Genomic DNA, 23,991 nt, shown 5'->3' with positions numbered 1-23,991 from the left:
TGCTGCCAAACGCGCGACGCGGCAGAGAGTTCCACACAAAATTCAGGACGCAAAAATTTTCCCCGCAGCGCGCGGGCATGGCCCGGTTCGGGGCCTGCCGGCACCCCCGCAAGCGCCTCGAAAGGAAAAACCAATGCGCTTAGTCCCCCTGTTTTTCCGATGGCGTTGCCGCCCGTGGCCGTTACACCCCGCCCCCGAAAAAGGCGAGCCGGGTGAGGATCGTATAATCGGCTTCCGATACCATCAGCGCCACGAAGACCAGCACCAGCAGCGGCGGCAGCAGGATGGCGTAGACCAGGGCCAGCCTCTCCCAGGCCATGTGCATGAAGACGGCGACGATCAGCCCCGCCTTCAGCATCATGAACAGCAGGATCAGCGTCCATCTGAGATAGCCCTGGATGCCGAGATAATCGACCATGTAGGAAAAGGCGCTGAGCACGAAGAGCAGGCCCCAGACGAGAAGATAGAGCCGGATCGGGTGCTGCTGCCCGTGTTCCGCCGCCCGGACCGCCGGGCTTTGCGCATGTGCCGTTGTCTCGCTCATGACGACCTCACCACAGATAGAAGAAGGCGAAGATGAAGACCCAGACCAGGTCCACGAAATGCCAGTAGAGGCCCATGATCTCGACGGCCTCGTAGCGGCCCTTCCGGCTGGTGAAGAAGCCGCGCCGCTCCACGTCGAAATCGCCGCGCCAGACCTTGCGGGCGATGATGAGGAGGAAGATGACGCCGATCGTGACATGGGTGCCGTGAAAGCCGGTTATCATGAAGAAGGTCGAACCGAACTGCGCCGCCCCCCAGGGGTTTTCCCAGGGGCGCACGCCTTCGGTAATCAGCTTCGTCCATTCGAAGGCCTGCATGCCGACGAAGGTGGCGCCGAGCAGCGCCGTCAGCAGCATCAGCACGGCCGTCCGGCCGCGCTCGCGGCGATAGCCGAAATTGACCGCCATCGCCATCGTGCCGCTGCTGGAGATCAGCACGAAGGTCATGATGGCGATCAGGATCAGCGGAACATCCTGCCCGCCTATATGCAGGGCGAAGACCTCGCTCGGGTTCGGCCAGGCGACCGGGGTCGACATGCGCGCGGTCATGTAGGCGATGAGGAAACAGCCGAAGACGAACGTGTCGCTGAGCAGGAAGATCCACATCATCGCCTTGCCCCAGGAGGCGGTCTTGAAGGCGCGCTGGTCGGAGCTGAAATCGGCCGCGACGCCGCGCAGGCCGGCCGGCCTGACGCTTGCTTCCCCATGTGTCCCGACAGTCTGTGCCATCCGTAACCCCCTAGTTCAGCAATGTGCGGCAGAGATCGACGAAATCGTTGGCCCAGCCGGCAAAGAGCGCAAAGAGCAGCAGCCAGACGGCGAGCATGAAATGCGAATAGATGGCCGACAGCTCGACGCTGAGCCGCAGCCTTTCCGACGGCGCGTCCGGCGAAAACGACCGCACCGTCGTATGCGCGAGCACGCCGAGTCCGCCGAGAATATGCAGCCCGTGCAGGCCGGTCAGCATGTAGAAGAAGCTGTTGGCGGGATTGTCGGCAAGCACGTAACCGGCCGCCACAAGCTCCCGCCAGGCCTGCAGCTGGCCGGCGAGGAAGAAGGCGGCAAGCGCAAGCGCCGTCACCAGCGCCGGCCGCAGGCTTTCCATGCGCCCGTTGCGCGCCTCGTGCCGCGCCCATTGCAGCGCCGCGCTGCTGAGCGCAAGGGCGGCCGTATTGACCCAGAGCAGGCGCGGAACCGGCATTCCCCACCAGTCCGCCGAGCCCATGCGCATGAAATAGGCGCTGACGCCAAGGCTGAAGAGCGCGCCGACGACGCCGAGAAACACGAAAAGGCCGATCTTGACCGCCGGCACCGGCTGCCGGTGGCGGCCGGCATCGTCATGGGCCGGCAGCTGCAGAGAGCCGGTTTCCAGCCACGGTTTCGAGGTCAGCCGCTGCCCGGAGAGCCACCAGACGATGATGGCGCCGATTGCGGCAAGGAAGATCAGCGTGACGTTCATGCCGGAACCTCGCGGGTGACGCCGCCGGCAGCCGGCACCGTCTGCGGGATGAAATCCTCCGCCGCGCCGGGCACGCTATAGTCGTAGGCCCAGCGGTAGACGACGGGCAGGTCCTTGCCCCAGTTGCCGTGCGCGGGCGGCGTCTGCGGCGTCTGCCATTCGAGCGTCGTCGCCCGCCACGGATTGCCGCCGGCCTCCCGGCCCCGCAACAGGCTCCAGAAGAGGTTGAACAGGAAGAGGACCTGCGCCGCCCCGACGATGAGCGCCATGACGGTGATGAAGACGTTCAGCGTATGGGCCGAAGCCGGCACGAAGGCCGTCTCCCCAAGCTCGTAATAGCGCCGCGGCACGCCGAGCAGGCCGAGATAATGCATCGGAAAGAAGATCGCGTAGGTGCCGAGGAAGGTGATCCAGAAATGGATCTGGCCGAGCGTCTCGTTCAGCATGCGCCCCGTCACCTTCGGATACCAGTGACAGATCGCCCCGAAGATGACGAGGATCGGCGCGACCCCCATGACCATGTGGAAATGCGCCACGACGAACATCGTGTCCGACAGCGGCACGTCGACGACGACATTGCCGAGGAACAGGCCCGTCAGCCCGCCGTTGACGAAGGTGACTATGAAGGCGAGCGCAAAGAGCATCGGCAGCGTCAGGTGGATATCGCCGCGCCACAGCGTCAGCACCCAGTTATAGACCTTGATGGCGGTGGGAACCGCGATGATGAGCGTCGTGGTGGCGAAGAAGAAGCCGAAGGCCGGGTTCATGCCGCTGACATACATGTGGTGCGCCCAGACGACGAAGCTGAGCGCCCCGATGATGACGATCGCCCAGACCATCATGCGGTAGCCGAAGATGTTCTTGCGCGCATGCGTGCTGATGAGGTCCGAGACGATGCCGAAGGCGGGCAGCGCCACGATATAGACCTCCGGATGGCCGAAGAACCAGAACAGGTGCTGGAACAGGATCGGGCTGCCGCCGCCATGCTGCAGCTGCTCGCCCATTTCCACGATCGCCGGCATGAAGAAGCTGGTGCCGAGCAGGCGGTCGAACAGCATCATGACGCAGGCGACGAAGAGCGCCGGAAAGGCCAGAAGCGCCATCACCGTGGCGGTGAAGATGCCCCAGACGGTGAGCGGCATGCGCATCAGCGTCATGCCGCGCGTGCGCCCCTGCAGCACGGTCACGACATAGTTCAGCCCGCCCATGGTGAAGCCGATGATGAAGACGATGAGCGAAACCAGCATCAAGAGGATGCCCCAGTCCTTGCCGCCGGGCGTGCCGGACAGGACGGCCTGCGGCGGATAGAGCGTCCAGCCCGCCCCTGTCGGGCCGCCGGGGGCGAAAAAGCCCGCGACCAGGATCAGCACCGCAAGCAGGTAGATCCAGTAGCTCAGCATGTTGGCATAGGGAAAGACCATGTCGCGCGCGCCGACCATCAGCGGAATGAGGTAATTGCCGAAACCGCCGAGGAAGAGCGCCGTCAGCAGATAGATCACCATGATCATGCCGTGCATGGTGATGAACTGGTAATAGTGGTCGGCATCGATGAAGGCGAAATAGCCGGGAAAGGCAAGCTGCAGCCGCATCAGCCAGGAAAGCACCAGCGCCACCATGCCGATCGCGATGGCGGTCAGCGCATATTGCACGGCGATGACCTTGGCATCCTGGCTGAACACATATCTGGTCCACCAGCTTTTCGGGTGATAAAGCTCGACATCCTCGACTTCGGCGGAGGGGATGCTGCCGGATGGAATCTCGACCATATCTCTCTTCCCTTTCCTTCCCGATGCCGCGCGGTGCTTGCCTGTTCAGTTTGCCGGCGGCGGCTCTCCCGACGATGCGGTGAGCTGTGTGAACGTCTGCTGCTCTCCGAGCCAGGTCCGGTAGTCGGCGTCCTCGTCGACGACCACGGTGCCGCGCATCTGCGGATGGCCGACGCCGCAAAGCTCGGCGCAGAGGATCTCGAACGTGCCGGTACGCGTCGGCGTCAGCCAGAAATAGGTGACCATGCCGGGGATCATGTCCATCTTGGCGCGGAATTCCGGCACGTAGAAATCGTGGAGCACATCGACCGAGCGCAGCAGAACATGCACCGGCTTGCCGACCGGCAGGTGCAGCTCGCCGCCCTCGACGATGATGTCGTCGAGGCCGCTGGCGTCGTTCCTGTCGAGGCCGAGCGGGTTTTCGGGCGTCACGTCGCGCGTGGCGGCGCGGCCGAGCTTGCCGTCGGCGCCCGGCAGGCGGAAGCTCCACAGCCATTGCTGGCTGACGACCTCCACCGCGGCGGCATCGGCCGGCACGGTGATGAACTGGTTCCAGACGACCAGGCCGGGCGCCAGCATGGCGGCGACGCCGACCGCCGTTCCCGAGGCGAGCAGCACTTCCAGCCGGCGGTTCTCCGGCTCGTAATGCGCCCGGTTGCCCGGCCTGTGGCGGAAGCGGTAGACGCAATAGGCCATGAAGGAGACCACCGCCACGAAGACGATGCCGGTGATCCAGAAGGTGATGACGAGCGTGCTGTCGATATAGTTCCAGTTGGACGCGATCGGCGTCCACCACCACGGGCTCAGCACATGAAACAGCACGGAGCCGACGACAATCAGGACAAGGATCAGCACAACAGCCATTTCCGCCCCTCCCCGAGCAGGTTGACCGTGAAACCGCATTCCGCAAAAAGTCCGAAATTATTATCGCACAGATGGAAAATATCGACAATTACGGCAATTTAGGCATGTGCCGGCCGGCCGCCGACCGACCGTTCGGAGTATGCCCCTACTGCGAATATTGCTTGAGATAGGCGATGAGATTGGTGATCTCCTGATCGTCCTTGACGCCGACAAAGGCCATCTTGGTGCCCTTCACCTTCGCTTTCGGATTGTGCAGGTAATCGCGCAGCGTCGCCTCGTCCCAGACGAGGCCGCCCTCGCCGGCCGCCTTCATTCCGTTCGAATAGGCGAAATCGGGATGCGTGCCGGCCTGCCGGCCGAACAGCTTGTTCAGCGACGGGCCGACCTTGTTCGTATCGGAATCGACGACATGGCAGGTCGCGCATTTCTTGAAAACCACGGCACCGGCCGTCGCATCGCCCTCCTGCGCCGCTGCGGCGCCGGGACAGAGGGCAATCAGGCACGCACCGATCAGCAGAACGAGACGGTAAACCACGGCAAACCCCATCCTCCTCAAGGTTGCCCAGCCACGCCCGCCTCCGCGACATTTGCGCGAACGGCGGTTGCGATCTTTCAAAATCTAGTCCTTCGCGGGAGCAAGTCAACGGCACCGCGATTGCGGCCCGCCGGCGCCCGCGCCGTCAGCCCTGCCGCGGTCCGGCATCGGCCACGACACGAGCGGCTCTTACGAAAATGCACAGGCCATGCAGTCGGTCAGAGATCCCGGCACCGTATTGATCTCGACCCTCGAAAATGCGATCTGCGACACCGCAGCGTCGCCGGCAAGAACCTTGGCCGGAGGGGCGACAAACGAGGACAGGACATGAGCGGCACGATCGAAACCATCACCCTCTGGCGCCCCGTCGGCCCCGAAGAACTTGCGCTCATCCGCGATCTCGGCATGCGTGGATTTCCGCCGCGCCTGCCCGACCAGCCGATCTTCTATCCCGTGCTTTCGCAAGACTACGCTGTCAAGATCGCCCGCGACTGGAACGTGCCGCGCAGCGGCGCTGGATTCGTTACGAAATTCGAGGTGCGCAAGGACTATCTCGACGCTTACGCGGTGCAGGAAGCCGGCGGCCGGGCACATCTCGAATACTGGATACCCGCCGAGGAAATGGACCGCTTCAACGCCGCCATCGTCGGCGTGATCGAGGTGACGCAGACCTTCCCGTGATGTCCGCCTACTTGCACACGACCCTTCCGCTCTTGCGCGACATCAGGTCGAAGTGGAAATGGTTCCAGTGCTCGGGATTGTAGCCAGGGCCAAGTACCGTGGTGAAATAGTTGCAGCTGTCGGTCCGCACCGCCTTCAATAGCCGCCCTTCGCGGAAGGAGAACAGGCCCTTCTTGCGCACGTCGATCTCGTGGCCGTCCTTCAGCACGAACTTGCCGACATCGATGGCGTTGCCCTTGGCATGTGCGGAGATCGGATTGTAGCGCTGCAGGCTGTTGTTCATGCGCCGGCAGGAATAGCCGCCGAGCGGCTCGATGGTCTTGATGCCGGTCCAGTAGCGGAAGCGGGCCGAAGGGGCGAGTTCGTTCTTCACCCATTTGGCGAAGGCGAGCGTCACCTGGCAGTTGAGGACCACCGCCGGCTTGACGCCGATATTGCCCGAAAGGCCCTTCAGCGAGACGGGATAAGGCACCTGGCAGGACGGCCCGTTGGAAATCGGCGGGCGATCCTCGAAGATCACGCCCAGGCGCTTCAATTCGCGCCGGCAGGCAAGCTCGGAAGCCGGCATGACGCCGGGATCGACGGGGGCCGGCTGGCTCATCATCGGATTGCCGGGCCGCAGCATGGCGACTTCCTGCGGCTCGTCCTCTTGCGGAACGCGGGCCGGCGCCACGACCGGGCTGCCGTCGCTCCAGGTCTGGGCGCGGCTGCCGGCGGCGCGCATCGGCGCGCGGCCGATCTGGCCGGCGGCAACCGGCTGCGGCATCGTGCGCTGGTTGAGCTGGGTCGGATTGTCCGTGCCGATGCCGTCGACCACGGGCTCGCTCGCATTGACCTCGGCAATCTGCTGCTGCTCGTCCTCAGCCAGCCCGACGACGGGATCGTTGCCCGCCCCGGCGCCAAGCTCCTCATCCATGTTGACGCCACCGGGCGGAATGGCGAGCGGCTTCACGCCGCCCCAGTTGCCGTTCGAAGCGACCTGCTGGCCCTGCCCCTGATACTGTCCCTGCGCAAGCGCCTCGTCGCTGTCGATCATCGGCAGGCGCTGCCCCGGCTGGCCGGCACCGGCGGCCGGCGCGCGCATGTCCCGGCCCGTGCCGGCAAGGTTCGGCGTATCGAGATAGTCGGCCTGCCCCTGCATATTGCCGACGGGCGCATTGGCGGCGGGATAGGGCTGGTTCTGGGCCGGCGCCATGCGCACCGGCTGGCGCGGCGAAATGGAGCTGACCCGCGTGCCGCGGTCGATATTTTCAGGCGGCACCAGCCCGTCGCTGATCGAACAGGTGGTCAATGCCGCGGAAAGCAGGGCTGGCAGGGCGGCACGCCGGAGAAGGGAGACAAACGCCATACTTATCGCTTCCGCTTTCCGTTCTTATTCTGGGCAGCCTGTGATCTGAAAACCTCGATTCAAATTTAAGTAAAAACGGTGAATGAAAGCTTTACGTGTGGAGAATGGCGGATCGGGGCCGCCTCCTCGCGCCAAAGAGGTATGTGAGCACCTTCGGGAGGCGATGTTAGCGGGCTGGACCTCCGAGGCCGGCCGCTCCTCGAGGGGCGAAGCACGAGACCTATGGTTAGCCCCGAAACCACCGAGAGCAAAAAGAAAAAAGAGCCACGGCATGCCCTGCCGTGGCCCGTCGCATCCTGAAATGCTTCCCGCCTCAGGCGGCCCGGCTGATCCGCGCAGCCTGCCCGCGCAACTGGAACTTCGACAGGAGCGAGCGCAGCTGCCGGCTCTCCTGCGCCAGCGTCTGGCTGGCCGCCGTGGTTTCCTCGACCATTGCGGCGTTCTGCTGGGTCATCTGGTCCATGTGGTTGACGGAGGTGTTGATCTCGTGCAGCCCGGTTGCCTGTTCGCGGGCGGCGGTCGCAATCGAATCCACATGGGCGTTGACGCGGTTGACCAGTGCCTCGATCTCGACCAGCGCGTCGCCGGTGGAGCGCACCAGCGCCACGCCGCCTTCGACTTCGGCGGCCGAGCTCGAAATCAGCGCCTTGATCTCCTTGGCGGCATTGGCCGAGCGCTGCGCCAGCTCGCGCACTTCCTGCGCGACGACGGCAAAGCCGCGGCCGGCCTCGCCCGCGCGCGCGGCCTCCACCCCGGCGTTCAGCGCCAGGAGGTTGGTCTGGAAGGCGATCTCGTCGATGACGCCGATGATCTGGCTGATGCGGCTCGAGGAATCCTCGATGCGGCTCATGGCCGAGACGGCGTTGCGCACGATCTCGCCGGACTTGCCGGCGCTCGTCTTCGTTTCCGCCACCATGGCGCGCGCCTCGTTGGCCCGCTCGGAAGCGGTGCGCACGGTGGCGGTGATTTCGTCGAGCGCGGCTGCCGTCTCTTCGAGTGCCGCGGCCTGCTGCTCCGTGCGCTTGGAAAGGTTGCCGGTCGCCTCGCTGATGTCGCGGGCGCTGTCGTCGACGACATGGCTCGATTCGGCGATCGCATGGATGACGCCGTTCAGCGCATCGACCGCCGCGTTGAAATCGCCGCGCAGCTTGGCGTAATCCTGGCCGAGATCGCCGATCGAAACGGTGAGATCGCCGGCCGCCAGCCGCTCCAGCCCTGCGCCGAGCGCCTGCATGGCTGCCGTCTGGCGCTCCGAGGACGAGCGCAGGCTCGCCTCGTTGCCGCGCCGCTCGCTTTCGATCTCCCGCTGGCGCTCGTCCTCGCGCACCCGCAGCTCTGCCCGCTCGGCAACCGAATCGCGCAGCACGATCAGCGATTTCGCCATCTGGCCGATCTCGTCGCGACGATCGGCATCGGTGATGTCCACGCTCGCATTTTCATCGGCAATCGCGTTCATCGCCGCCTTGAGGCGGGCGACCGGCCCGGTCACGCTGCGCACGATCGCATAGGCGATGGCAAGCGTGGCGAGCGCGCCGGCAAGGCCCACCACGGCCGTCCACATGGCGTTCTGGTAATAGAGCGCGGCAAGGTCATCCGCATAGACGCCGGTGCCGACGATCCAGCCCCAGGGCGCAAAACCCGCCACATGCGAATATTTCAGCACCGGCTGGTCGGCGCCGGGCTTCGGCCAGTAATAATCGACGAAGCCCTGCCCGCTCGCCTTCACCGTATTGACGAATTCGACGAAGAGGAACTTGCCCTTCGGGTCCTTGTTCTGGCTGAGATCCGTGCCGTTCATTTCCGGCTTGATCGGATGCATCACCATGACCGGCTTCATGTCGTTGATCCAGAAATAGCCGGTGCCGTTGCCGTAGCGCATGGAGGCGATCACATCCTTGGCCGCCGCCTGCGCCTGCTCGCGGGTCATCGTGCCCGCCTGTTCGAGCTTGTAATATTTGTCGAAGATGGCAAGCGCGGTGGCGTCCATCTGCGCGAGACCGGCTTTGCGCTCGGCCTCCAGCTCGGAATAGGAATAGTTGAGGAAGAAGATCATCGTCGCGGCCAGCACGGCAAGCGTAAAGGCGACGAGGCCGTAAAGGCGGGTTGAAATCCTGATGTTGCGCATGGGGTTCCCGGCGATTCTTATATCTGACAATGATCAGATACTGATGTGAGCCGCTTACCGGACCGTAAAACTTTATTAGAATACAATGAAATAACGCTGCGTAAGGCACTCCCGACGGCCTTCGCGGCAAGATCAAGCAATTGAATTAAAACCGGATTTTAACGCTTGAGATTTTTTTGAGGCAGGCGGCGATTTTCGCCGCCGCGGGGCGCAAACCGGTGTTTTTGCGCCCTTTCCCAGCGGCTGGCCTTTGCATTAGGGTGATTCCAGATGAATCACCGGCCAAACGGAGAGCCCTGATGACCGATGCCGCCAAGCCCACGGGCGAACTCACCCTGCGCACGCTCGCCATGCCCGGAGACGCCAATCCGGCCGGCGATATTTTCGGCGGCTGGGTCATGGCGCAGATGGACCTTGCCAGCGGCATCCGCGCCGCCGAGCGCGCCAGGGGCCGCGTGGTGACTGCCGCGGTCAAGGAAATGGCCTTCGAACTGCCGGTCAAGATCGGCGATACGCTGTCGGTCTATACCGATATCGAACGCGTCGGCCGCACCTCGATCACGCTGCGCGTCGAGGCCTGGGCGCACCGTTCGCGCTATAACCAGCAGGAAAAGGTCACGGCCGGCACCTTCATCATGGTGGCGCTGGACGAGGACGGCAGGCCCAAGGTCGTCCCGCAGGAGTGAGGCGATGCTGCAGACGGCCGCGACACCGGAAGTCTACGTCTACATCCGCACCGTGATGTCGATGGTGATCGGCCTGTCGCTCGCCCGCCTGCTCACCGGCCTCGGCGGTATCGTCCAGTCTCCGGGCAAGAACCGCGTCTACTGGGTGCATCTCGGCTGGGTCGCCTCGATGTTCCTCTTCATCATCCATTTCTGGTGGTGGGAATATCGCCTGCAGTCGCTCGCCGTCATTTCCTTCGGCGTCTATCTCTTCCTCATCAGCTTCTGCTGCCTGTTCTTCTTCCTCTGCGTGCTGATCTTCCCGACGACGCTGGAGGATTACGGCGGCTACGAGGAATATTTCATCTCCCGGCGCCGATGGTTCTTCGGCATGCTGGCCGTGACCTATGTGGTGGATTTTCTCGACACGCTCCTGAAGGGCAAGGCCTATCTGGCCGCACTCGGCTGGGAATATCCGGTGCGCAACGCCGTATTCATCGCGCTCAGCATCGTGGCGGCCTGGACGGCGAACCGGCGCTTTCATGCCGTCTTCGTGAGCGTCGGGCTGCTCTATCAGATCTCGTGGATTTTCAGGCTCTACGATCTGATCTGAAGGAAGAAAACCGCCCCCCACAAGAGAGAGGGGCCTTCTTTCGCGCACAAAAAGAAAAACTCGCCCCATCGACCAGCTTCGCGCAAGTACAGCCAAGCATTGTCCGGCCCATCAGGATGATCCCGATCAGGAGACCAACAATGCGCATCGATGGAAGCACTCCGAGCTACTCCGCCTTCTCGACCCAGAAGAAGAGCGCCGCCGCCGGCTCGGCCTTTGCCGCAAGCCTCGACGATTTCGACCAGCCGGTCGGCGAGGATACGTCGGGTGACGAAGAAGGCGGCTCCTACGATTTCAGCCACATGACGCCGGCCGAAATGCGCGATCTTTCCACCGACCTCTACGATTCCGGCGAGCTCGACCTTGCCCAGGTCCTGCAGCTGCAGCTTTCCGGCCGCCCCTTCGGCAAGATCGCCGCCGACGGCACGCTGCTGCCGCTTTCCGAAGCCGAAAGCTCCGCCTATGACAGCACCTCGCAGGACTTCATCGGCATTGCCAGCAACGCGATGGACGAAATCGAATCCCAGGGCCGCGCCGCCGACCCGACCTCGGGTTATCAGAGCTGGCAGGGCATTCTGTCTGTGCTGAACAGCCTGCAGGTCAATGGCGGGGTGGAGGACGAGGCCTGACTGGACAGGCCTTTTTGATGTGATTTGAGAGGGTTGGCACGCCGCTCCCTTCCACCGTGCGCTCCTTTTGAGGGCGAACGAGCCACCCCAATCTCCCTCCTGTGCCTGTCACAGGAATCCAGCAGCCGCGTGTCCACGCGGCGCGAGACTCTTCCTTGAACGCAGCGCCAATAAGCCGACTACAGGCGATCCCGATGAGGGAGTCCTTTCAGCCTGCAGACGCAAGCTGGCTGGCAACTGTATTCTCAGGTGGGGTTGAGCATGGTCTTGTCCCTGAGCAAAGCGTTGGCTGTGACGAGGATTTTGCGGGCGATGGCTATGGGCATGACCTTTGCCGCCATGCCCGACACCGGCTTTGGGCGGCGACGCCCCCTCCCCACCCTCATCCCTGTGCTTGTCACAGGGATCCAGCCTGCCCAAGTCCTTGGGCAGGAGAGACTCGTTTGCTTGCTGCATATGGGAGTCATTCACCGCGCAGACGCGCGGTGGCTGGATTCCTGTGACAGGCACAGGAATGAGCGACTATCTGGTGTGTCAAGTTGCATGTGCGAATTCCCTTCGCGCATCTCGTGCTTTTGCGTTGAGAATGACGAGGAGCTTTCTGGCGAGTGCAATGCGAACGACCATTTTCGGTTTGCCTGCGGCTTGCAACCGTTGCTGGAAGGCGCCCAGATGCGGATCGTATCTGGCAGCAATGGCGGCGATCAGGAAGAGGATGCCACGTGGCCCCTTGCGACCGCCGCGCACCGGCCGTGGTCCGCTTTTCTTGCCGCTGTCGTTGGCAATCGGCGCAAGGCCAGCCAACTTGACGATAGCCTTGTTGGAGATATGACCGATCTCCGGCAGCTCGGCCATCAGCCGGGCTACGGTGCGCGAGGCAACACCCTTGATGGAGCGAAAGGCCTTGTCGAGGCCGGCCCAGAGCGGATCGTCGTCGATCATCGAGGCGATCTCGCCTTCCAGCCTGCGGCTCTGACGCACCAGAAGCGCGATCACCTCGTTGAGGCTTTCAACGGCCTGTGCATCGCGGGCAACGCTTCTGCGCTGCTTCTGGATGATCAGGTCGCCGGTGACCTGGGACAGCCGCGCCACCAAGGCCTGCAGCCGCATCTGCGCCGGCTTCGGCGGTGGCGAGGCACGCAGCGGCCTGGCCTCGGCATAATGGGCAATCACCGCCGCATCGATCTGATCGGTCTTTTCCAGAAAGCCCATGGCTTCGGCAAAGCGGCGCACATTGCGTGCATTGGCAAGCGCACAGGCGACCCCCATCTCCCACAACAACAGAAAGGCCGGCCGCTCGTAGCCGCCGGAGGCTTCCATGGCGACGAGCTCGACCGCCTCGGCAAGGCAGAGCGCGCCAAGCGCACCGATACCGGACGCATCGTTGCTGAAACGCTGGGAAACACCCAACGGGCGGATGAAGACATCCAGCCACTCCTTCGAAACATCCACTCCACATATGATGCTGTTCACGGTAACCTGCCTTGTGCGTGCGGTTGGAACCAAGCGACTGTTCGGTCGTACGTGACGATGGCGACGATCCCTGGCTCATCCACGGTTGTAGCCGGAGGGAGAACGGGCGACGCCGCCACGCCTCTTGCCGGGTGGCCACCCGGCAAGAGGCTCAGTCGCTTCTTTCGCACAAAATCATCAATGTGCAGATACAAGGGAGGTTGGGGTGGGCCTCCGGGCAGGACGGTTGCGAGGGCTGGGTGGGGCACGGGAATGAGGTGGTTGGGGTGGGCCGCGGGCGGGGCTGCTGCGAGGGCTGGGCGAGGCACTGTTGGGGTGAGCCTTCCGGCAGGACGGTTGCGAGGGCTGGGTGAGGCGCCGTTGGGTGGCGCTGAAAGGGCCGTGTCGGGTGGCGGAGGCTGCGGCGGTCTTTGCCGCCATGCCCGACGCCTGCTTTGGGCAGCGACGCTCCCCTCCCCACCTCATCCCTGTGCTTGTCACAGGGATCCAGCCTGCCCAAGTCCTTGGGCAGGAGAGACTCATTTGCTTGCGGCATATGGGAGTCATTCACCGCGCGGACGCGCGGTGGCTGGATTCCTGTGACAGGCACAGGAATGACGGAGGTCGGGGATAGCTCACCGCGTCCCAACGGCCCCCTCACCCTAACCCTCTCCCCGCTGGGTAGAGGGGACGTGGCACACGACTCCTTTGAGAAAACGGAAACGTCGCGGCATCCCTCTTCTCCCCAGCGGGGGTCCGAAGGACGGGTTGAAACCCGTGGCTCAACCCCGGTCAGGGGGCCTGAAGGGTCGGATGAGGGGGCCAAGACCACAGCGTCATCCCAAAAGCACCCATCACCCCCGCAAGAACTGCGAGCCGCTGTCGAAACTCAGCCCCGGAAAAATCTTCCCCGTCAGGTCCTCGGCCGACACATCGAACTGCCGGTAGAGCATCGCCGCCGCAAGCTCGCGCACGTCGGCCGTCGGCATCAGGTCGCGGTCATCCAGCAGCGCCCCGTCGCCAAGCCCCGGCCATTTGCCGAGAATGCGCCCGCCGTCGATAGCCCCGCCGGCCAGCACCGCGCAGCCGCCGGTGCCGTGATCCGTCCCGCCGGAGCCGTTCTCGCGCACCGTGCGGCCGAATTCCGTCATGGCAAGCACCACCGTCTTCGACCAGACATCCGGCCCCATCGTCGCCTTCAGCGTCGTGATCGCCCGCTCCAGGTCCTGCACCGGCCGCCTGAACTGGCCGAGCTGGCCGACATGCGTATCCCAGCCGGTGATGGAGAAGCTGGCGATGCGGTAATCGCCCTTCAGCATGTTGCCGGCGAGAGCGGCCACGTCGCCGATCTTCTCGCCGCGCTCCCCGGAAGGTTCCGACAGCATTGCCGCACTGTCGGCCCGCATCGCCTCGTCCATCGCCTTCGCGAAGGCCGGATCGCCGGCATAGAGCCGCATCAGGAACTGCATCTCGTCCTTGGCCGGCCCGAGATTGGAATCCGATGCCCAGACATCGACATTGTTCGGCCCGGTCAGGATCAGCTCGGTGGACGTGTTGACGTCGATCGCCTTCCGCGCAGCCGGGCGCGGCATGACGGCAAGCGCCCGGTTGAGCCAGCCGGTCTTTTCCTCGGCCACATGCTCGCCGCCCGATTCCAGCATGTCCTGCCCGTCGAAATGGCTGCGCTGGTCGCGGTAGGGCGTGGAAACGGCATGCACGAAGGCAAGCTCCCTCGCCTTCCACAGCGGCATCAGGCCGGCCGCCGCCGGATTGAGCCCGAAGTGGCCGTCGAGATCGAGAAGCCCCCTGTCGGGCGTGAGCGCGAGCGTGGGCCGCAGCGCCGCAAAGCCGGCATCGCCATAGGGCTGCACGAGATCGAGCCCGTCCATCGCCCCGCGCAGCACGATCGTCACGAAACGGTTGTCGCCGGGCATCGCCGCGAAGGTGACGGGCGTAAGGACGGGAGCGGCGGCAAGACAGCAGGCGGAGGCGAGGAAACCGCGGCGCGAAAGCGTAAAGCCTGTCATGACGGAGATCCTTATCGGCGGTTGAATTCGGGGGAAGCGAGCACCAGCGTCAGCCCGCTCGTCCGGCTCGGCGCCTGCGAGACGACGCGGATCGTCTCGTCGCGGGCGGCATCGGCAAGCGTGGCCTTCAGGAATTGCCGCGGATCGGCATCCCTGCCGAACTGGGCGCTGGCGCGCCGCGCCCAGGCAAGCCGCTCGGAAAGCTGGCTGGCGGTGATCCAGGCGGAGAAACTCTCCTCGAAGCCGGCCGGGCTCGGCGGCAGCCATGTCGGCTGGCCCATGCGCCGCAGCGCGCCCTGCCCGAGCGCGCGCGCCGTCCGGAAGGCCTTGCGCCGCTTGATGCGCGCCTCATCCTCCGGGCCCGGCGGCGCCTGCATGGCCTGCTGGCCGGCGCCCGCATCCTTCTTCTGCGCCATGGCGGCCATGTCGTCGCCGTCGGCATCCTCCTGCCGGTAGGCCTGCATGAAGACCGCGACGTCGCCGGCGCCGGCGCCGCTATCCAGTGCCCGAAGCCCGCTGACGATATAGTCGAAAGGCTGGCGCGCCTTGGCGCCCTCGTTCGCCCAGGCGGCGGGATGGTCGAGCATGGCGCGGTAGACGGCGGTCAGGTCGCCATCCGTCTTCATCCAGGCCTCGCTCATGGCCGCGACCATCTCCTGCGGCGGCTGGTCGGAGACGAAATGCACCGCGAGCTTGCGGCTGATATGCCCGGCCGTCTTGGGATGCACGGCGAGATCGTCGAGCATGGCGAGATAATCGCCGCGTGTGCGTTTCGCCCCGCCATAGCCGACGCCGAGGACCCGATGTTCGCCGGGTTCGGAAATCTGCGGCCGGAAGGCCGTCTGCATCTGCTGCTGGTCGACCGTCAGCCCGGTCAGCACCATCGCTGCCGCGCGCACGTCGGCCTGCGTATAGCCGCTGCCCGCGCCCAGCGTGTGCAGTTCCAGAAGCTCGCGGCCGAGATTTTCGTTCAGCCCCTTGTTGCGCCGCATGCCGCCCTTGGAATCCGGCCCCAGCGATTGCGCCTGATCGAGATAGATGAGCATGGCCGGATGCGCGGTGGCGGCGCGCAGCAGCGTCGCGAACTTTCCGCCCATGAAGGGCCGGATCGCCTCGGCCTCATAGAGCGGCACGATCAGCCGCATTGGCACGCTCTTGGCGGCGCTGGTGGAAAAATGGTTGGTCCAGAACGTCGCCAGCCGCTCGTTGAACCCGTCGGGCGAAAGCACCGCCTGCATCAGCCGCGCATTGGCATCCATCTGGAACAGAAGCTGCGCGCGCCGCTGCAGGGCGCGCCGCTGCTGCCGGCGCGCGAGATCGTCGCCGCCGGCCTGCCGGATCTGTTTCAGCCGGTCCTGCAGGTCGAGGATTTCCGCCTGCCGCGCCGCAACGCCGCCCACGGGAAAACCCGGCACGGCAGCCGCGCCGCGGCCGACCTGCGCAATCAGCTCATCCTTCGTCTGCGCCAGCGCCTCGCCCGGCCGCAGCCCGTAGCCGAAGCGGATCGCCGCCATCGTCGGAAAAGACAGGCTCATGACCGTTCACCTCTTCATCACCGGATAGTGACAGGGTCTCAGCCAATTGCGACGCCACGGTGTAGGAAATGCGGCGATTTCCCGACATGGACGATTTGTAATCTGTTGAAATCGTTGGAGACTATGTCCGGAAGATGAAGGACGCCCCAACCGCGATCAGCGCAAAACCGATCGCATGGTTCCAGGTCAGGTTCTCGCCCAGCCAGAAGATCGAGAAACCGGAAAAGACGATGAGCGTGATGACTTCCTGCATCGTCTTCAGCTGCGCCGTCGAATAGACCGTGGAGCCGATGCGGTTGGCCGGCACCGCCAGGCAATATTCGAAGAAGGCGATGCCCCAGCTGGCAACGATGGCGATGAAGATCGCGCTGCCCTTGTGCTTCAGGTGGCCGTACCAGGCGAAGGTCATGAAGATATTGGAGGCAAAGAGCATGATCACCGGCCAGAAGGCGGCCGGATTGAGCGAAAAGGGCATGGTCGATCCTGTGGGCTGATCCTGCGGATGAATTGCGAACGGGTGAAACACGAGCCTTTTACCCGCGCCTTGCGGGCAATCAAGTCTCCAGGCCCATATTGCCCTGCCGGCCGCATTATTGGGATGAGCGATAAAGACGCGGGCCGGACATGTCCTGCGGCGGCTCGCCCTCCACCATCACCTTGTTGCGCCCGCCCTCCTTGGCCGCATAGAGCGCCCTGTCGGCGCGCGCGATCTGCTCGTAGAGGGAATGGTCGGCGGCACTCGCGCCGGCCACGCCGAAGCTTGCCGTGATTCCGCCGGCCGGCTTGCGCTCGACCGCCGCAAAGGCCAGCCGCACCCGGTTGGCGAAATCGGCGGCGGCCACCAGCGGCGTGGAAGGCAGGAAGACCACGAATTCCTCGCCGCCGAAACGCGCCGCAAGGCCGCCCTCCGGCAGCCGCGCCTCCAGTATCCCGGCAAAGGCGCGGATCATCTCGTCGCCGGGGCCATGGCCGAACGTGTCGTTCACCCATTTGAAATTGTCGATGTCGCAGATGATGACGGCGCCTTCCGCCCCCTTGCGCTCCCCGGCCAGACGGTCGAAGCCGCGGCGGTTGAGCATGCCGGTCAGCGGATCGCGCTCGGCCGCGTCGCGATGGGCAACGATCGTGTCGAACGTGGCGGCCGCCAGCGCAGACAGCGCAAAGACCAGCGCCAGCACCGATGCCGAGGCCTGCATGGCGAAGGCATATTGCGACGCGATGAAATCCTCGTGCCCGCCATAGGAGGGCACGACGAAGACGAAGACGATGTTGCGGACCACCGTATCGGCCACCACGAGGCCGGAGACGGCGACGAGCACCCTGTCGGCCGCGTGGCGCATATGTTTCAGGCTGGAGACGATCGCAAAGGCAAGCAGCGCCGCGCAGCCGAAATCGTCGAGCAGGAATTCCGCCGGAATGCTTCCGCGCACCAGCACCGCATAAAGGATGCCGGCGTAGACCGCCCCGGCAAAACCCAGACGCAGCGCCAGCCGCGACGGCTGCCCGAAACGGGCAAGCAGCGCGCCGCCATAAAAGACGAAGGAAATGAGGAAGAGCGCATCGGCAAGCAGCGAGGCCCTGCGCTCGCCAAGCAGGCCGTCGACCAGCGGCACGGAAAAGGCCGCCGCCGCGACCAGATAACCCGGCCCCCACAACGTCGCCTCCCGCGACCCGAAGCGGCCGACGATCAGAAAGGTGCAGCCGAAAATCAGCATCATGACCGGCAGCAGGAAGGCGAAATTACTATCCATGTATCCTCGCGGCGGGACGTGGCACGGAACCGGCGCAGCCACGCAAGCTAGGGCAATGATCTTAAGAAAGAAAAAACCGGCCGGGGCAAGAAACCGGACCGCGATCGACCATGCCGCCGCGCCCGCAGCCGCAGGGAAAGGCCGCCAGCCTCCGCCGCCGGCCTCTGCCTCATGCAGCTTCCCTGCCGCGCAGTTGTCTTAGTGGGGTGGGCCTCGCGGCAGAGCGGTTGCGAGGGATGGGTGAGGCGCTGGTGGGTTAGCGCTGAAAGGGCCGCGTCGGGTGGAGGAGGCTGCGGAAGGCCCCTTGCCGCCATCCCCGACGCCTGCCTGACGCCGGCTTTGGGCAGCGACGCTTTCCTCACCCACCTCATCCCTGTGCCTGTCACAGGGATCCAGCCGGCTTGCGTCCGCAAGCCGAAGAGACTCCTGAAGAACAGACCGCTCGCCTTGTGCCAGGAGAGAGGAAGCCGGCTGCTCTCCCGCGTATTCGCCAACACTGGGAGCTTGCCGCGAGAACAAGAGTCTTCCGCCGCGTGGACACGCGGCTGCTGGATCCCTGTGACAGGCACAGGGATGAGGAGGATTGGGTGGCGGCCTCGCCCCACTGAGGCAACTGCGCAGTATGGACGCGCTAGACAGCGGATCGCCAGCCTACCTTTCCGCCATTTCAGTGACATCCTTCGTGCAGGCACGAGGCAAGGAGAGTGCCACCGACTTTCCCCCGCAAGGCCTTTGCCCGGTATGGGAGCGTTGGTTGGCCGAGCGGCTTCCCTCACCCACCTCATCCCTGTCCTCGGACTTGTTCCGGGGACCATCACAGGGATCCAGCCGGCTTGCGTCTGCAAGCCGAAGAAACTCCTGAAGAACAGACCGCTCGCCTCATGCCAGGAGAAAGGAAGCCGGCTGCTCTCCCGCGTATTCGCCAGCACTGCAAGCTTGCTGCGAGAACAAGAGTCTTCCGCCGCGTGGACACGCGGCTGCTGGATCCCTGTGACAGGCACAGGGATGAGGTGGTTGGGGTGGGCCTCGCGGCAGAGCGGTTGCGAGGGATGGGTGAGGCGCTGTTGGGGTGGCGGTGAAAGGGCCGTGCCGGGTGGAAGAGGCTGCGGAAGGCCCTTGCCGCCATCCCCGACACCTGCCCGACGCCGGCTTTGGGCAGCGACGCTTCCCTCACCCACCTCATCCCTGTGCCTGTCACAGGGATCCAGCCGGCTTGCGTCTGCAAGCCGAAGAGACTCCTGAAGAACAGACCGCTCGCCTCATGCCAGGAGAGAGGAACGCCGGCTGCTCTCCCGCGTATTCGCCAACACTGGGAGCTTGCCGCGAGAACAAGAGTCTTCCGCCGCGTGGACACGCGGCTGCTGGATCCCTGTGATGGTCCCCGGAACAAGCCCGAGGACAGGGATGAGGTTGGGTGGGGTGGCGGCCTCGCCCCACTGAGGCAACTGCGCAGTATGGGAACTGCGTGAGGCGGAGGCCGGCAACCCAACTTCCCTCATGCCAAAATGGCGAGGACCTTCGTCAGTGGCAGATCCCTGCTGACTGGCAGGAACGTGCATGAATTCCAAAGGTGCCAAGCTGAAAGTGTTCAAGACAGCTTAAGTCAGAGGAATAGGCTATGCCGACATGAGCAACCCACCGTTGATGAGGTTCTCTCGTCGGATCATAATCTTTCGTTGGGTAGTAAAATCTCGACATACATTGCGATGGAGGCGTTCCTGCCGGTAGAACTCCGGCCTGAATCAATATCTGCATATTTTTTTGTGCATCAGCCGTCTGCATGAAATCGGCAACGATCGGCTTGAGCTCGGGATAATTTTCTATGCAGTCGCCGAGCCCCTTGCCGCTGGTATTCTTGTCGATAAAGACAATGTAACCAATGCTGTTTTCGGCTTTCTTCAGTTCGTTCGGCTTATTCCCATCCAGGACCGTATAGCCTTGCAGCACGATGGCTTTTTCGATCAGCGACCTATACTGCCCAACCTGTTCATCCGAATGCTCCGAACAAACTATGAGCGTCTTTGGCGTAGTCTCATCTTTCCGGTCGGGCATATTCCATTCGATCGCCCAAGGAGCGCTCGGGTTAAGAGGAGATTCGACTGGGGAAACTTCCTGCACCGCTGCAACGGCGTAGGAATGAGATACAAGAACGAAGATGGCAAAGACGATGCATCTAGAGAACATACACACTCACCAATCCTGATCCGCTCGCCTTCTATGGATGGCAAATAGCCCGACCGCTGCGTCACGATTAAACATCATACGCCTATCGTCGTTACAATAGCGGGGAATATCCCCGCAACCCGGCATCGATGGGCGCTTGTCTTAAATCGGTCGGCATGAAAGGCTTGGTTTACCAAGTACTTAAAGAGGGAACCGTGCGGACCCTGGGGCAGACGATGATGCTGTCTGGACCATGTTCCGACACTGGCCTCGAGCGAAACGTCGATAGAACTACGGCCCAGACCCCACCGCCCCAACATCGACTGCCTTGCGATAGGCGCGGTCAGGGCAGCGGAACCGGGTTGTCGCTGAGGGTTCTCAGATAGGCGATGACGTCTATGCGATCGGCTTCATCGGGCGCGCCGCGCACCTCCATGTTCACGCCCGGCGTCGTCAGCGACGGCCCGGCGATGAAGATGTTGAGGTCCTCGTAGGTCCATGTCCCCTCCCATTCCGACAGGGTTCTGGAATAGCGCGCGAACTCTGTCGAGGCCTTGTCCCGTCCCACGACGTTCCACAGGTTCGGCCCATTGCGGGATATGTCCTGCGGGCGCCTGGCATGGCAACTGGCGCAATTGGAGGCGAAGAATACCGCGCCCTTCGCCGGGTCCCCGTTTGCCAGTTTCGCGGAAATGGGCTCGGGTTTCTGTATGACGACGCCGTGAGCCAGAAGGTAGCCGGCGATTTCGGCGCGGCCGTCGCGCCTTGCCAGATGATAGGCGGTGATAATGCTCGGCAGGCGGGCGGGATCACCGCGCACCCATATGGCATTGACGTCGGCGCCAGCCTCGACAAGGGCCTTCACGCAGTCCAGACAGCCGCCCGCGACCGCGAAGTGCAGCATGCGCTCGCCTCGCGCCGCCGCATTGGGATCGGCGCCATGCGCCAACAGTATCCGGATGAGTTCGGGAGAACCTTTCAGGACGGCAGCGGTCAGGGGCAGGCCGATCGCCGACTCGCCATTCACGTTCGCACCGCGCGCGATCAGCAGTTCCGCCGCCTGCGGATGGTCGCCGCGAACAGCCAGAAACAGCGGCGTGGCGCCCTTGTCCTGCTGCTCGATATCGGCCCCTGCGTCGAGGGCGGCCGCAATCGCCGCCAGGTCGCCCTTGCCGGCCGCATCGTGGAGCGGGCCGCCCTGGGCCGTTGCAAGAACACTCAGACAGATGAACACGCTTGCCGGGAACACACGCATCTTCGGTTCCTCCGCCGGACCCGCGACCGGAAAGGATACACCCGATCCCCCTGAGCGAACAGCCCGGCGCCGGTTCGGCCACGCGGGCACGGTACACCCTCCGTCCTTCCGGGCTGCCGGTCGGAGGCGGCCACCCTACGAAGCCCGAAAGCCGCCCTCGCCGCCGATCCACCGCAGCCACGGCCCGGCATGGAACAGGCTCATCAGCAGGTACATCGCCGCCATGCCGCTCATGCCGGCCGGCCCGTGCATCGGCATGCCGGAACAGATCATGCCGGCTGCCGGCTCTCCTGCCGAAAGCGCTGCCATGAGGGCGAAGGTCGGTGCCGCCGCGAGCGAGAGCCCGCGCGCAAGGCCCGCCGTCAGGCGGGAGCCGGCGCAACGGCCGGCCCCAAGTGTGGATGTGGAGGCCGAGGGGCGCATCAGGCGGCCTCGTAGCGGTCGTGGTGGCGCCACCAGACACCCGTCTCGTTGCGGCCGAGCGGCGCGCGGTCGAGCCACTGGTACATGCCCCACACGCCGTCGAGCCCGCGGGCATAGGAGGAATAGGTGTGGTAGATTTCGCCGCCCTGCATGATAAAGGCGCTGAGGCCGGGGCGGTCGCGGGTATAGGTGGCGATGTCGGTGCCGGTCATGGAGGCGATCTCGGCGACCGGCCCTTCGCTGCCGCGCAGCTCCCATTGCTGCACCGTCCTGCCGGCCTGGGCGTCGAGCATCGGCGGCTCGCGGCGGTAATTATAGTCGATGCCGCCGCCCCGCTGTTCCTCCGGCGTGAACCAGACATTGAAATCGTGGTTGAAATCGCTGCCGCCGGACGAGGCCCAGTCGAAGCTCCAGCCCATGCGGCGCTTGAACTCCAGAAGCCTGGCGAGCGGGGCGCGGGAGACGGCGCTGAAGGCGACGTCGTGGTTTTCCAGATGCACGGCGACGCCGTTGAAACCGTCGGCGATCGACGAGCAGGAGGGGCAGCCGGCCGTATAATCCGGCCCGAACATGAAATGGTAGACGATGAGCTGCGAGCGGCCCTTGAAGAGGGCGGCGAGCGGCACGATGCCGGCTTCCGTCTCCAGCCGGTAATCCTTCTCGATCTTCACCCAGGGCAGCTCCCGGCGCAATTCGGCGATCTCGTCGCTGCGGCGCGTCAGTTCCTTTTCGTGCTCGAGCAGCGCCAGCCGCGCCTGCAGCCATTCCGCCCGTGTTCCGGTCTTGTGCATCGTCATCGCTCTTCTCCTCATTGGCATCGAAACCTGTCAGACGGCGGGCCGTTGCCTGCCGATGGGGAATAAACTAGGTCTGGAAGGCCAAGCGGTGGGAGTTACAAGTGTGACGGGATTCCGATGGACTCGCTGATAACAGCCGCCGCGCAGGCGCTTGCCGTCGGCGATGCGCTGGGCGCCATGAAGCGCGTGGCGCTGCGCAACGACCCGCCGGCGCTGGCGCTGCGCGGCATCGCCATGGCCCAGCTCGGCGATCTCGCCCGCGCCAAGGCGCTGCTCAAGGGCGCGGCCCTTGCCTTCGGCCCGCGCGAGGCGGTGGCGCGTGCGCGCTGCGTCGTGGCGCAGGCCGAGATCGCGCTGGTCTCGCGCGATCTCACCTGGCCGGAAAAGGCGCTGGAGGCGGCCCGCCTGACGCTCGAGCGGCGCGGCGACCGCGTCAACGCCGCCCATGCCCGCACCCTGCAGATCCGCCGCCTGCTGCTGATCGGCCATCTGGATGCGGCCGAAAGGCTGCTTGCCGATCTCGACCCCTCGCCGCTGCCGCCGGCCGCCCGCGCCGGCCACGAGCTGGCCCTTGCCGGTGTGGCGATCCGCCGGCTGCGCACCGGCCCGGCCCGCGCCGCGCTGGCAAGGGCCGCCGAGGCGGCGGCGAAAGCCGGCATTCCGGCGCTTGCCGTGGAGGTCGGCGAAGCGGCAAGGGTTCTGGACGCGCCCGCCGCCCGGCTGCTCGAGGGCGGCACGCAGCGCCTCCTGCAGCTGCAGGAGGTCGAGGCGCTGCTTGCCTCCGGCACGCTGGTCGTCGACGCCTGCCGCAACGTCGTGCGCGCCGGCGGCGCCATCGTGCCGCTCGCCAGCCGGCCGGTGCTCTTTGCGCTGGCCCGCGCGCTTGGCGAAGCGGCACCCTCCGATATCTCGCGCTCGGCCCTGCTTGCCCGCGCCTTCCGCGCCCGCCATGCCGACGAATCCCACCGGGCGCGGCTGCGCGTCGAGATCGGCCGGCTGCGTGCCGCCCTTGCCGGTCTTGCCGAGGTGAAGGCGACGAGCCACGGTTTTGCCCTGCTGGCGCATGGCGGGCGCGCCGTCGTCGTGCTCGCCCCGCCGGTGGAGGAGGACCATGCGGCGCTGCTGGCGCTTCTTGCCGACGGCGAATCCTGGTCCAGCACGGCGCTGGCGATCGCCCTCAGCCTCAGCCCGCGCACAGTGCAGCGGGCGCTCGATGCGCTGGCGGCAGCCGGCAAGGTGCAGTTTGTCGGCAACGGCCGCGCGCGCCGCTGGATGATGCCGCCGGTCGTCGGCTTCCCGACAACATTGTTACTCCCCGGCCCGCTGCCGAGCGACTAACATCGTCTGGCCAACGGAGGATG

General features: G+C 64.8%; 22 protein-coding genes. 5 read left to right on the top strand and 17 right to left on the bottom strand.

Annotated features, from left to right (window positions below):
• Nucleotides 1-181 precede the first annotated feature (181 nt).
• The 6 genes from ACU8HS_RS19880 to ACU8HS_RS19855 form a co-directional block, all read right to left on the bottom strand.
• A complete protein-coding gene (locus tag ACU8HS_RS19880; RefSeq protein WP_112573029.1) occupies nt 182-544 on the bottom strand; it encodes a cytochrome C oxidase subunit IV family protein in 363 nt (120 codons plus the stop codon).
• A 7-nt stretch (nt 545-551) separates the two neighbouring features.
• Nucleotides 552-1,271, bottom strand: a complete 720-nt coding sequence (locus tag ACU8HS_RS19875; protein ID WP_112573027.1) for a heme-copper oxidase subunit III family protein — start codon at nt 1,269-1,271, stop codon at nt 552-554.
• 10 nt (nt 1,272-1,281) lie between these two features.
• A complete protein-coding gene (locus tag ACU8HS_RS19870) occupies nt 1,282-2,001 on the bottom strand; it encodes a cytochrome c oxidase subunit 3 (RefSeq protein WP_447015037.1) in 720 nt (239 codons plus the stop codon).
• Complete coding sequence (gene ctaD, locus ACU8HS_RS19865) at nt 1,998-3,767, bottom strand: cytochrome c oxidase subunit I (RefSeq protein ID WP_447015036.1); 1,770 nt, start codon at nt 3,765-3,767, stop codon at nt 1,998-2,000. The genes ACU8HS_RS19870 and ctaD overlap by 4 nt, the downstream gene beginning before the upstream one ends.
• Nucleotides 3,768-3,812: 45 nt before the next feature.
• A complete protein-coding gene (locus tag ACU8HS_RS19860; protein WP_112573020.1) occupies nt 3,813-4,631 on the bottom strand; it encodes a cytochrome c oxidase subunit II in 819 nt (272 codons plus the stop codon).
• A gap of 145 nt (nt 4,632-4,776) precedes the next feature.
• On the bottom strand, nt 4,777-5,166 hold the full coding sequence (locus ACU8HS_RS19855) for a c-type cytochrome (RefSeq protein ID WP_377311985.1): 390 nt from the start codon (nt 5,164-5,166) through the stop codon (nt 4,777-4,779).
• 327 nt (nt 5,167-5,493) lie between these two features.
• On the opposite strand from ACU8HS_RS19855, the gene ACU8HS_RS19850 reads away from it, so the two are divergent.
• The gene (locus ACU8HS_RS19850) at nt 5,494-5,847 is read left to right on the top strand and encodes an ADP-ribosylation/crystallin J1 (protein WP_447015035.1); all 354 of its coding nucleotides are present in this window, start codon (nt 5,494-5,496) and stop codon (nt 5,845-5,847) included.
• A gap of 7 nt (nt 5,848-5,854) precedes the next feature.
• On the opposite strand, the gene ACU8HS_RS19845 is transcribed toward ACU8HS_RS19850, so the two are convergent.
• Together ACU8HS_RS19845 and ACU8HS_RS19840 are read right to left on the bottom strand one after the other, a co-directional pair.
• A complete protein-coding gene (locus tag ACU8HS_RS19845; RefSeq protein ID WP_447015034.1) occupies nt 5,855-7,195 on the bottom strand; it encodes an extensin-like domain-containing protein in 1,341 nt (446 codons plus the stop codon).
• 313 nt (nt 7,196-7,508) lie between these two features.
• Nucleotides 7,509-9,320, bottom strand: a complete 1,812-nt coding sequence (locus ACU8HS_RS19840) for a methyl-accepting chemotaxis protein (protein WP_112573012.1) — start codon at nt 9,318-9,320, stop codon at nt 7,509-7,511.
• 299 nt (nt 9,321-9,619) lie between these two features.
• On the opposite strand from ACU8HS_RS19840, the gene ACU8HS_RS19835 reads away from it, so the two are divergent.
• The 3 genes from ACU8HS_RS19835 (at nt 9,620) to ACU8HS_RS19825 (ending at nt 11,227) form a co-directional block, all read left to right on the top strand.
• Entirely contained in the window at nt 9,620-10,006 is a 387-nt protein-coding gene (locus ACU8HS_RS19835) for an acyl-CoA thioesterase (protein ID WP_112573011.1), read from the top strand.
• A gap of 4 nt (nt 10,007-10,010) precedes the next feature.
• Nucleotides 10,011-10,598, top strand: a complete 588-nt coding sequence (locus ACU8HS_RS19830) for a hypothetical protein (RefSeq protein WP_447015033.1) — start codon at nt 10,011-10,013, stop codon at nt 10,596-10,598.
• A gap of 140 nt (nt 10,599-10,738) precedes the next feature.
• Nucleotides 10,739-11,227: a hypothetical protein gene (locus ACU8HS_RS19825; protein WP_112753421.1), complete on the top strand. Its 489-nt coding sequence runs from the start codon at nt 10,739-10,741 to the stop codon at nt 11,225-11,227.
• 534 nt (nt 11,228-11,761) lie between these two features.
• Here ACU8HS_RS19825 and ACU8HS_RS19820 read toward each other — a convergent pair.
• From ACU8HS_RS19820 to ACU8HS_RS19780, 9 genes are all read right to left on the bottom strand, one after another.
• A complete protein-coding gene (locus ACU8HS_RS19820; protein WP_113414813.1) occupies nt 11,762-12,700 on the bottom strand; it encodes an IS110 family transposase in 939 nt (312 codons plus the stop codon).
• 833 nt (nt 12,701-13,533) lie between these two features.
• Nucleotides 13,534-14,706 (bottom strand): DUF1501 domain-containing protein, encoded by a 1,173-nt coding sequence (locus ACU8HS_RS19815; protein WP_447015032.1) that lies wholly within the window; start codon nt 14,704-14,706, stop codon nt 13,534-13,536.
• 11 nt (nt 14,707-14,717) lie between these two features.
• Nucleotides 14,718-16,241 carry a DUF1800 domain-containing protein gene (locus ACU8HS_RS19810; protein ID WP_447015031.1) on the bottom strand — a complete coding sequence of 508 codons (1,524 nt, stop codon included), beginning with the start codon at nt 16,239-16,241 and terminating at the stop codon, nt 14,718-14,720.
• A 121-nt stretch (nt 16,242-16,362) separates the two neighbouring features.
• Nucleotides 16,363-16,716 carry a DMT family protein gene (locus ACU8HS_RS19805; RefSeq protein WP_447015030.1) on the bottom strand — a complete coding sequence of 118 codons (354 nt, stop codon included), beginning with the start codon at nt 16,714-16,716 and terminating at the stop codon, nt 16,363-16,365.
• A gap of 115 nt (nt 16,717-16,831) precedes the next feature.
• On the bottom strand, nt 16,832-17,992 hold the full coding sequence (locus tag ACU8HS_RS19800; protein WP_447015029.1) for a GGDEF domain-containing protein: 1,161 nt from the start codon (nt 17,990-17,992) through the stop codon (nt 16,832-16,834).
• A gap of 1,521 nt (nt 17,993-19,513) precedes the next feature.
• Complete coding sequence (locus tag ACU8HS_RS19795; RefSeq protein WP_447015927.1) at nt 19,514-20,176, bottom strand: hypothetical protein; 663 nt, start codon at nt 20,174-20,176, stop codon at nt 19,514-19,516.
• 322 nt (nt 20,177-20,498) lie between these two features.
• Complete coding sequence (locus ACU8HS_RS19790) at nt 20,499-21,410, bottom strand: ankyrin repeat domain-containing protein (protein ID WP_447015028.1); 912 nt, start codon at nt 21,408-21,410, stop codon at nt 20,499-20,501.
• Nucleotides 21,411-21,545: 135 nt separating this feature from the next.
• A complete protein-coding gene (locus ACU8HS_RS19785) occupies nt 21,546-21,833 on the bottom strand; it encodes a hypothetical protein (protein ID WP_447015027.1) in 288 nt (95 codons plus the stop codon).
• Nucleotides 21,833-22,630: a DUF899 domain-containing protein gene (locus ACU8HS_RS19780; protein WP_447015026.1), complete on the bottom strand. Its 798-nt coding sequence runs from the start codon at nt 22,628-22,630 to the stop codon at nt 21,833-21,835. Before ACU8HS_RS19780 ends, ACU8HS_RS19785 begins: the two co-directional genes overlap by 1 nt.
• A 117-nt stretch (nt 22,631-22,747) precedes the next feature.
• On the opposite strand from ACU8HS_RS19780, the gene ACU8HS_RS19775 reads away from it, so the two are divergent.
• On the top strand, nt 22,748-23,968 hold the full coding sequence (locus ACU8HS_RS19775) for a helix-turn-helix domain-containing protein (protein WP_447015025.1): 1,221 nt from the start codon (nt 22,748-22,750) through the stop codon (nt 23,966-23,968).
• Nucleotides 23,969-23,991: the final 23 nt, after the last annotated feature.

Source organism: Rhizobium sp. KDH_Rht_773_N (assembly GCF_052946295.1).
Note: the sequence above shows the minus strand (reverse complement) of the source record. Positions and strands in the feature narration are given on the sequence as shown.

Excerpts from the sequence above, each read along its gene's own strand:
- ACU8HS_RS19825 (WP_112753421.1), top strand. The coding sequence starts at position 10,739 with ATGCGCATCGATGGAAGCACTCCGAGCTACTCCGCCTTCTCGACCCAG.
- ACU8HS_RS19830 (WP_447015033.1), top strand. The coding sequence starts at position 10,011 with ATGCTGCAGACGGCCGCGACACCGGAAGTCTACGTCTACATCCGCACC.
- ACU8HS_RS19835 (WP_112573011.1), top strand. The coding sequence starts at position 9,620 with ATGACCGATGCCGCCAAGCCCACGGGCGAACTCACCCTGCGCACGCTC.
- ACU8HS_RS19875 (WP_112573027.1), bottom strand. The coding sequence starts at position 1,271 with ATGGCACAGACTGTCGGGACACATGGGGAAGCAAGCGTCAGGCCGGCC.
- ACU8HS_RS19795 (WP_447015927.1), bottom strand. The coding sequence starts at position 20,176 with ATGTTCTCTAGATGCATCGTCTTTGCCATCTTCGTTCTTGTATCTCAT.
- ACU8HS_RS19790 (WP_447015028.1), bottom strand. The coding sequence starts at position 21,410 with ATGCGTGTGTTCCCGGCAAGCGTGTTCATCTGTCTGAGTGTTCTTGCA.
- ACU8HS_RS19810 (WP_447015031.1), bottom strand. The coding sequence starts at position 16,241 with ATGAGCCTGTCTTTTCCGACGATGGCGGCGATCCGCTTCGGCTACGGG.
- ACU8HS_RS19860 (WP_112573020.1), bottom strand. The coding sequence starts at position 4,631 with ATGGCTGTTGTGCTGATCCTTGTCCTGATTGTCGTCGGCTCCGTGCTG.
- ACU8HS_RS19780 (WP_447015026.1), bottom strand. The coding sequence starts at position 22,630 with ATGACGATGCACAAGACCGGAACACGGGCGGAATGGCTGCAGGCGCGG.
- ACU8HS_RS19870 (WP_447015037.1), bottom strand. The coding sequence starts at position 2,001 with ATGAACGTCACGCTGATCTTCCTTGCCGCAATCGGCGCCATCATCGTC.
- ctaD (WP_447015036.1), bottom strand. The coding sequence starts at position 3,767 with ATGGTCGAGATTCCATCCGGCAGCATCCCCTCCGCCGAAGTCGAGGAT.
- ACU8HS_RS19850 (WP_447015035.1), top strand. The coding sequence starts at position 5,494 with ATGAGCGGCACGATCGAAACCATCACCCTCTGGCGCCCCGTCGGCCCC.
- ACU8HS_RS19800 (WP_447015029.1), bottom strand. The coding sequence starts at position 17,992 with ATGGATAGTAATTTCGCCTTCCTGCTGCCGGTCATGATGCTGATTTTC.
- ACU8HS_RS19840 (WP_112573012.1), bottom strand. The coding sequence starts at position 9,320 with ATGCGCAACATCAGGATTTCAACCCGCCTTTACGGCCTCGTCGCCTTT.
- ACU8HS_RS19880 (WP_112573029.1), bottom strand. The coding sequence starts at position 544 with ATGAGCGAGACAACGGCACATGCGCAAAGCCCGGCGGTCCGGGCGGCG.
- ACU8HS_RS19785 (WP_447015027.1), bottom strand. The coding sequence starts at position 21,833 with ATGCGCCCCTCGGCCTCCACATCCACACTTGGGGCCGGCCGTTGCGCC.
- ACU8HS_RS19775 (WP_447015025.1), top strand. The coding sequence starts at position 22,748 with ATGGACTCGCTGATAACAGCCGCCGCGCAGGCGCTTGCCGTCGGCGAT.
- ACU8HS_RS19815 (WP_447015032.1), bottom strand. The coding sequence starts at position 14,706 with ATGACAGGCTTTACGCTTTCGCGCCGCGGTTTCCTCGCCTCCGCCTGC.
- ACU8HS_RS19845 (WP_447015034.1), bottom strand. The coding sequence starts at position 7,195 with ATGGCGTTTGTCTCCCTTCTCCGGCGTGCCGCCCTGCCAGCCCTGCTT.
- ACU8HS_RS19805 (WP_447015030.1), bottom strand. The coding sequence starts at position 16,716 with ATGCCCTTTTCGCTCAATCCGGCCGCCTTCTGGCCGGTGATCATGCTC.